Genomic DNA, 8,411 nt, shown 5'->3' on the forward strand with positions numbered 1-8,411 from the left:
GTGGGATCACTCCTTGCGACCGGACAGCTGCTCCTTCAGCGCAGCGAGCTTCGCGAAGGGCGAGTTCGGATCGACCGGGCGATCGCGCTCGCGCGGATTCGCGCTCGAGGCGTAGGGACGCAGCGACGGACCGCCCTGACGGTCGCGCCCCTTGTCGCGATCACGACCACGATTGTCGCGGCCCTTGTCGCGATCGCCGCCGAACTTCTTGTTGTCGCGGTTGCGATCCTTGTTGTCGCGATCCTTGCCTTGATCTCGACCTTGGAAGCTGCGGTTCCTGTCGTCGCGCCCTTCCGGACGCGGCGCACCTTCGGCACCACCTTCGCGCGGCTTGCGGAAGTCCTTGGCCCCATCTCTGCGATGACCGCCGTGGCGATGACGCTGCTCGCCGCGCTTCTCGCCGTCGGCTGATTGCGCCGCTTCACCTTCGGCGGGCGCGGCCCCTGCTTCAGTACCGGCCTGCGGACGCTGGTTGTTGTTGTGACGTTGATGGCGATGGCGCTCGTGGCGCGGCTTGCGATCCTCGTGACGGCCACCGGGACGCCAGACTTCGACGAGCTCCGGCTCGGCGGGCGCCGCCGCAGCCTCAGGCACAACAGTATCGGGCGCTTCGGCATCGGGCGACGCAGCGGCTTCGGTTGCAGCGATCTCGGCCGGAGCGGCTTCAGCAGCAGTCTCTTCAGCAACAGCCTCGGCGGGAGCAGCAGCTTCTTCCGCCGGCGGCGCGATGCCGGGGGCATCTTCGGGCGTAAAAGGCGCTTCGGGCGAAGCTTCGAGCGCAGGCTCTTCGTGCGCAGGCTCGTCGTGCTGCTCCATGCCGGGCGCGTCTTCGACGGTGACTGGCTCGGCTGCGGCTTCGATCACGGCGTCCACGGGCGCAGCGGCCTCGTCGGTCGCAGGCGTCTCGGCAACAGCTTCAGCAGCCGGCGTCTCGGCAGCGGGCGCAACCGGCTTCGGCGGCAGCGGCGCACGCTTCTCCATGCGATAGCCGAGCGCGCGCAGCACCGAGGCAAAATCTTCGCCGGCGGAGCCGGTGAGCGAGGTCATCGCCTGCGTCACCACGAAGCCGCGGCCGTCGAACGCGCCGGCGGGCTTTTCGCCGGGCGCGTTGTCGCGCCAGGCCAGCGCCGGACGGATCAGATCGGCCAGGCGCTCCAGGATGTCGACGCGAACGGCGCGCTCGCCGGCCTGCTTGTAGCCGAGCACGCGATAGGCATCGCGCGGCAGCTGCTTGTCGACCGGGAACGAGGTGCGGCCCGACGATGCCAGATGCTGAGCGCCCGACAGTGCCGAGAGATCGACATTGTCCTGCTTCAGCGCCCAGAGCAGCGCGGCCAGCGCACGCGCGGCGGGCTTCAGGATGCCGGGGAAATAGATGTGATAGGCGCCGAAGCGGACGCCGTACTTGCGAAGCGTCGCGCGCGAGGGCTGGTCGAGATCCTTCAGCTCGTTGGCGATCTTCGGCCGTTCCAGCACGCCGAGCGCCTCGACCAGCTGGTAGGCGATGCCACGAGCGATGCCGGTGACGTCCTCGGCCTTCGACAGCTCGAACATCGGCCCGAGCAGCTTTTCGATATGCGTCTTGAGCCAGAGGTCGAGCCGCGCCTGCACCTTCTCACGGGGGCTCCCTGTCAGCCGCTCGTCGGAGATGATGCGGATGCGCGGATGCAGCGCCTCCTCTGCGGCGGTCAGCCGCGCCACCGCGTCGCCGGTCCAGCGGATGGTGCCGTCGGAGGTCAGCACGAACTGATCGTCCGGCGCGTTGCCGAGTCGTTCGGCACGCGTGTTGATCTCGCCGGCGAGCACCGCTTGCGCGGCAGCCTGCAAGGCTTTCGCATCGGAGCCGGCTTCCGCCGCATCCGGTGCAAAGGTGAAGCCATCGAGGCGGCCGATGACATGGCCTTCGACGATGACTTCGCCGGTCTTGCCGATTTCCGTATTCAAGCTCGTGTTCTCCCGCAGGCGGCGCATCAATACACTGGTCCGGCGATCAACGAAACGCTCAGTCAAGCGTTCATGGAGCGCATCCGATAATTTATTTTCGACCTCGCGGGCGATCCCCTGCCAGCGTTCGGGGTCTTTCAGCCAGTCCGGGCGGTTGGCGACGAAGGTCCAGGTGCGAATCTGAGCGATCCGGGCCGACAGCGTGTCGATATCGCCGTCGATACGGTCGGCCTGGTCGATCTGGGCCGCAAACCAGGAATCGGGGATGCAGCCCTTCTGCATCAGGAAGCCGTAGAGCGTGGTGACGAGCTCGGCATGGGCCGCCGGCGACAGTTTTCGGTAGTCCGGGACCTGGCAGGCCTCCCAGAGCCGCTCCACCGCTTCCTTGCCATGCGCGACATCGCGCACCTCGACGTCGCGGGCGGCATGGTCGAGCACGCGCATGTCCTCGGCGATGGGCGCCCGCGTCAGCGCCTCATGGCCGGGGCCGAGGTTCAGCGACACCTGGAGTGCGCCGAGGGAGGAGAAATCCAGCTTGGTGTTGCGCCATTGCAGCATCTTCACGGGGTCGAAGATGTGGTTCTGGAGCGCGTTCACCAGCTCGGGCTCGAACGGGCCGCAGCGGCCTGTGGTGCCAAAAGTGCCGTTGCGCGTGGCGCGACCGGCGCGGCCGGCGACCTGCGCGAACTCGGCCGGCGTCAGGCGGCGGAACTGATAGCCGTCGAACTTGCGGTCGGAGGCAAAGGCGACGTGGTCGACGTCGAGATTGAGGCCCATGCCGACGGCGTCGGTGGCGACGAGATAGTCGACGTCGCCGTTCTGGAACATCTCGACCTGCGCATTGCGCGTGCGCGGCGATAGCGAGCCCAGCACCACGGCGGCGCCGCCATGCTGGCGCTTGATCAGCTCGGCGATGGCGTAGACCTCGTCGGCCGAGAACGCGACGATCGCCGTCCGGCGCGGCTGGCGCGTGATCTTGCGGTCGCCAGCGAATTCGAGCTGCGACAGCCGCGGCCGGGTGATCATGGAAACGCCGGGCAAGAGGCGCTCGATGATCGGGCGCATCGTCGCTGCGCCCAGCAGCAGCGTCTCGTCGCGGCCGCGGCGGTTGAGGATGCGGTCGGTGAAGACGTGGCCGCGTTCGAGGTCGGAGGCGATCTGGATCTCGTCGACGGCGAGGAAGGAGACGTCGAGGTCGCGCGGCATCGCCTCGACCGTCGACACCCAATAGCGCGGGTTCTTCGGCTTGATCTTCTCCTCGCCCGTCACCAGCGCGACGGCGTCGGCGCCGACGCGCCCGACGATCTTGTTATAGACCTCGCGCGCCAACAGCCGCAGCGGCAGGCCGATCATGCCCGAGGAATGCGCCAGCATCCGTTCGATGGCGAGATGGGTCTTGCCGGTGTTGGTCGGCCCGAGCACCGCAGTGACGCCAGCGCCAGGCACTCGATCGGACAGCGCGCGCTCGGAGGCGAAGGGGGAAGAAGAAAAGGCCATGTCTGAATGATTAGGTAGTGGCGATTGGGGCGAATGTCAGTGCTGTTTGGGGCGGCGGGGTGCTGGGCGCTTGGAAGTCACCTCGCCCCGCTTGCGGGGAGAGGTCGGCGCGTAGCGCCGGGTGAGGGGGACTCTCCGCGAGTCCATCTGTCACCGCATCCGTGGAAACAGCCCCTCACCCCAACCCTCTCCCCGTAAGAACGGGGCGAGGGAGAACAGAGAGCCGTCCAAATCCCGCGCAACTGTCTCACTTTGCGACGCTTTTCCCTGTCCGCTTTAAGCTTCGGAACGACTCTAGAACGAATCGCGGCCGAATCGCTGACTCCCCGGTGAGTCCTGTTACGTTCACGCAACATGTCGCGGGACTCTGTTTCCATCGCACTAGATGGAGTTTTGGGGCGCCGCACAAGCGACGATTTGGTGACGGATTCCGTTAAGTTGGGGATGGCGCGGAGTCGAATCAGAATCGGGGAGGAGTCAAATGGATTCCCCGGAAAGCGGCTGCTCCAACTCATTTCGCGAAAACAACCCCATGCACAGTAGGTAAGTCGTTGATATTGCTGAGCGGGATCGTAGCCCGCATGGAGCGGAGCGGAATGCGGGGAGCCAAAGCGAAAAATCCCGGATTGCGCTGCGCTCCATCCAGGCTACAGCGGCGACCCTACTGCGTCTTCGCCACCCTTGGCGGCTGGGCGGTGGTGATGAAGCTGGTCGCTTCCAGCATCGCGGGTCCCAGCGGTGTCGGCACCTTCAGCCAGAACGGGACCAGGATCCGTGTGCCCGCCACGGGCGCAAACGCGATCTCGATGTTGCGCTGGGCGGCGAGGTATTTGATCACGGGCCGGTCGGGGATGTAGCCGGCGACCGGCACGAAATAGAGCGCGCAGACCACGACCGGGCCGTGATAGCCCTTCTCGGCCTTCACATTCTCCATGCGCTTGAAATCGAGCTTCAGCTCGTAGCGCATGCGGCCGTCGAACACGGGCGCGCTGCCGTGGCAGGCCTCGGGCGACAAGGGATCGCCGGTGCCGGGTACGCGCACCAGCGAGGCCGTCATCGGATCGAACACGCCGCGGCGATGCGCCTCGGTGACGACGATGCGGTCGGCATCGACCGGCGGCTCCGGAATGATGCCGAACTCCTTCACATTGCCCTTGTCGAGCGTGATGTGGATCTCTTCGGTCTTCTTCGAGGTGGTGGTGGAGGCCTGGTAGGCCGACGCGACCAGCGCGCCGTTGACCACGCGCCCCTGCGAGGCGCCGGTGCCCGACCCGCCCGCGAACGATTTCAGGATGCCGGTGGTGCCGCCGCTAGCCGCGGCGGAAAACACGTCCTCCTGGATATCGATGTTCCAGGCGCCGCGGCCGACCGGAATGCCCGACAGCGTCGCTTCATACTGCGCCTCGAGCTTGCCTTGCGCCGCCGCAGGCTCCGCCGCCCACGCCAGCACCAGCCCGCCGACAGCGGCCAAGGCCAGCCTGCCGGCTGACCGCAGCCGGGGCGGAAAGAGGGGGGACGTGTGCACGAGACGATCCAATCGGGAAGCGAGTGGTTTGTTACTTAAGCCGAATCCGGCCGCAAGCAATGTATCCGGGCGCGATAAGCCGGGAACTCACCGGACTCTTTCGGCGTGGATTGCGCCCTTTATGTGATGGTAAGGCGTTTTAAACATTGCCGTTTTGGTGATCGGCCCGTGTCCCCGCCGCGGGCTCCGTAACCTCTCCCGCTTGCGGGAGAGGTCGCGCAAAGCGCGGGTGAGGGCTTTCTCCTCTGGGGGACACTTGCTACGTTCCCACCGCGGCGAGACCCCCACCCCAGCCCTCCCCCGCAAGCGGGAGAGGGGGCGCACCACCCGGGCGGCTCCGCCCCCCAAATCCCCGCCCAAAACCTTGACGTCCCGCCGCTTCCCCCCTATACGTCCGCCCGCTCCCTGCAAGGACAGAGAATTTGCCCCCGTGGCGCCCCGAATGGCGGCCGCAACTCGTTGGGGGCTCGAACAAGGATTAGTGAGATGTCTCGCCGCTGCGAACTGACGGCCAAGGGCCCCCTCGTCGGCCACAAGGTCAGCCACTCCAACATCAAGACCAAGCGCCGCTTCCTGCCGAACCTGGTCAACGTGACCTTCATCAGCGAAGCCCTGGAGCGCAACGTGCGCCTGCGCGTCTCCACCAACGCGGTGAAGAGCGTCGACCACAATGGCGGCCTCGACGCCTTCCTGCTCAAGGCCAAGGCCGATGTCCTGTCGCCGCGCGCCCTCGAGCTGAAGCGCGCCATCCAGAAGAAGGTCGGCGACGCGCCGGTCAAGAAGGCCAGCTAAGAGATTTCCGAATTGGGCGGGGGCTAAGTTGCGTCGCGTGGCGTTGGCTTAGTCAAGTAGAGTTTTGCGTTGCGGCCGGATCGAAAGATCCGGCCGTTTTTGTTTTGGTGCCCAACGGCACCGCAACACGCACCTCGTCCTTAAGATTGCGCGAATAGCCGAAAGACTAACTACAACTCAGGCTTGCGCCAATTTAGCTATGGCTACATTGTGGACTGGGAGGCGACTCAATGGATGTTATCAAGGATCATCTTTCAGAGATTATCAGCTTCGCTGCCGGCCTCGCAGGCGGCTCGTTTTTGACCTTTAAGTTTACACGCACCACCCGAGTGAGTGACGCAGGCAACCTAGTCAATCAATCCGGCGCGACCGCCGGTGGTGATGTGGTCGGTCGCGACAAGCTTGCAGGTCGCGATCAAAGCTAACCATTTTTTATCTTAACGTCGTACTCGCCAGTCACTTCATGTCTCTTCAAGTAGACCAGACCGGTGCAACAGCTCACGGCGACGTAGTCGGGCGCGACAAGATCGCGCATGTCTATGCAGCGAGCGCTCCGCTGACCAAAGTGGAGCAACTTCTACAGAAGCTCCAAGAAGAAGTAGCGAACAACGAACACGCAAAGCATACAATCGAAGCGCTGGCGCATTTTCAGAAGCGAAGAACGCACGATGGCGTCGACGGGCTTGAGGCCAAGCTCACTGCTGCAGATCGATCCGACGAATTCCTGAGCGCAATCGAAAAGAAAGAACAGTTCGCGAAGCTTCTCGAACGTTGGTCTATGTACGCTTCAGCGCAAGAGATATTCGCACACCTCCTGGCGAAGGCCGAGTTTGAATTCACATATGTGATTTACCCGCAACTAGCCGATATCTCCCGAGTTAAAGCGAATGAGCTCGTTCGCGACCAGATTATAGTTCCTGTGGTTGAGGAGTGCGGTTCAACAGTGTTCACACTCAACCATAGCACCGCCATGGGAATGATTTACTGGCTCGCGGAGCAGTGCTTCGTACGGTGGCACACATGATCCAGCTCTCCTACCAACCTGCTTTCGACCCATATCACACGATGTACCGACTCATCCGGATTTTGGTCGCGCTTGGAGACACCACTTCGTTGCTGGTGGATCATATAAGAATATTGGATTTTTACTTCCTATTCCCATTTGAGATCGCTCACATTCGCCTAACACCCCAACATAGAAGATTTCGTTCGACCGCGCAGACTTACGAAGAAAGGCGCCCTTATGGAAACCAACCCGAAGATGTCTTGATCTTCGATCGAATGAAGCCAATGCAGCTTGCTGCGCTGGACACCCTGGCCACGAAGGGAATCATCGATCCAGAAGCTTGGCAACGGGGCATGGTGATCAGAACCAAAGTCCCGATACCTGTAGACCTGTGCGCTCGCGTGAATAACGCAAACGCCGCGGACTCCCAATTAATGGAAATGATTGTGGCGCTAGCTACCGAATACTCACTGTTGGGCCGCGACGGACTGAAAGCCAGAACCGGTTTGCTGGAGCACCGTTACGATGCGGCATGAACCAACCCTTGTTGTCACGCGGCTCGTTGTGTTTCGAAACGAGCATCGCGCGTACGACGAGAACTTCCACGAACGCGTAAACGTAATTCGAGGAGAAAATTCTTCGGGTAAATCTACGATACTAAACTGTATTTATTACGGGTTAGGAGGCGACCTTGCCGATTGGAGCGAAACAGCCCTTCTCTGCACGCGCGTGGTCGTAGAGGTCCGTTTTAACGGGCTAACCGCGACGCTAAGTCGAGACATCTCGCAAGAAACTGGCCAGCCGATGGAAATCTTTGGTGGAACGTTTGACGCCTCGTTAAGCGCTCCTCACAGCGAATGGATAAGATATCCATATCGTAGATCATCAAATCGCGAGAGCTTCTCGCAAGCGATCTTCCGACTGTTAGCCATCCCGGAAGTCGCGAGTGATGTCTCTGGCAACTTGACCATCCATCAGATACTGCGCGTTCTGTACTCGGATCAATTAAGCCCTGTTGAAACCCTTTTTCGATACGACACTCGCTTTGATCCGCCGGCTTTGCGCGACGCCGTCGGACGCCTGCTCTGTGGATCTTATGACAATCGACTCTATCAAAACGAGATTCAGATAAGAACGCTGACTCGCCAGTTTGATGATCTCAGCGCCGAGTTGAAGAGCCTGTTCGCGGTACTCGGGAAAACAGAACACAGCTTGAACTTCGAGTGGCTCGAAAGCGAAAGAAGAACGCTAGTCGCCGAGCAACAGGAGACGCAGGCCGAAATCGAGCGCATCGAGCACGCACGGGTCTTAGCCGCCGGGGCCGATAAGGCTACGATGCGGGCGCAGGAGAACGCCTACGCAGAGGTGCAGCAGCTACAGACGAAACTAGCTTCAATACAGGAACAACGGGACGCGATAAATCTAGCGATCGCAGACTCAGGAAAATATATTCGGAACTTGGAGCAGAAAATTGCGTCACTCGACGATGCGGGCGCCGCTGCTGAACACTTAGGGGACGTCCGTTTTGGCATCTGCCCCGCTTGCCTCTCTCCCATCGCCCGGACAACCGACGATGGCCACTGTCACCTATGTAAGGCCGAATTTCATGACGATCGGGGAAGCTGACCCTGTCTCTTATACACATCT

Annotated in this window: 7 protein-coding genes; 5 read left to right on the forward strand and 2 right to left on the reverse strand. The window is 62.2% G+C overall.

What is annotated here, in order from left to right:
* Positions 1-6: 6 nt before the first annotated feature.
* Together FXB40_RS32140 and FXB40_RS32145 are read right to left on the reverse strand one after the other, a co-directional pair.
* Positions 7-3,441, reverse strand: a complete 3,435-nt coding sequence (locus tag FXB40_RS32140; RefSeq protein ID WP_148776109.1) for a helicase-related protein — start codon at positions 3,439-3,441, stop codon at positions 7-9.
* A gap of 661 nt (positions 3,442-4,102) precedes the next feature.
* Positions 4,103-4,912 (reverse strand): DUF3108 domain-containing protein, encoded by an 810-nt coding sequence (locus FXB40_RS32145; protein WP_148776110.1) that lies wholly within the window; start codon positions 4,910-4,912, stop codon positions 4,103-4,105.
* A gap of 540 nt (positions 4,913-5,452) precedes the next feature.
* Between FXB40_RS32145 and rpmB the strand changes: the two genes are divergently transcribed.
* The 5 genes from rpmB (at position 5,453) to FXB40_RS32170 (ending at position 8,390) form a co-directional block, all read left to right on the forward strand.
* On the forward strand, positions 5,453-5,758 hold the full coding sequence (gene rpmB, locus FXB40_RS32150) for a 50S ribosomal protein L28 (RefSeq protein WP_148751926.1): 306 nt from the start codon (positions 5,453-5,455) through the stop codon (positions 5,756-5,758).
* A 230-nt stretch (positions 5,759-5,988) separates the two neighbouring features.
* On the forward strand, positions 5,989-6,183 hold the full coding sequence (locus FXB40_RS32155; RefSeq protein WP_148776111.1) for a hypothetical protein: 195 nt from the start codon (positions 5,989-5,991) through the stop codon (positions 6,181-6,183).
* Between the two features lie 38 nt (positions 6,184-6,221).
* Entirely contained in the window at positions 6,222-6,782 is a 561-nt protein-coding gene (locus FXB40_RS32160; protein WP_148776112.1) for an ABC-three component system protein, read from the forward strand.
* On the forward strand, positions 6,779-7,300 hold the full coding sequence (locus FXB40_RS32165) for an ABC-three component system middle component 5 (RefSeq protein WP_148776113.1): 522 nt from the start codon (positions 6,779-6,781) through the stop codon (positions 7,298-7,300). The genes FXB40_RS32160 and FXB40_RS32165 overlap by 4 nt, the downstream gene beginning before the upstream one ends.
* Positions 7,290-8,390 (forward strand): ATP-binding protein, encoded by a 1,101-nt coding sequence (locus FXB40_RS32170; RefSeq protein ID WP_148776114.1) that lies wholly within the window; start codon positions 7,290-7,292, stop codon positions 8,388-8,390. The genes FXB40_RS32165 and FXB40_RS32170 overlap by 11 nt, the downstream gene beginning before the upstream one ends.
* The last annotated feature ends 21 nt before the right edge of the window (positions 8,391-8,411 follow it).

This window comes from Bradyrhizobium rifense (assembly GCF_008123425.1).
GTDB lineage: Bacteria > Pseudomonadota > Alphaproteobacteria > Rhizobiales > Xanthobacteraceae > Bradyrhizobium > Bradyrhizobium rifense.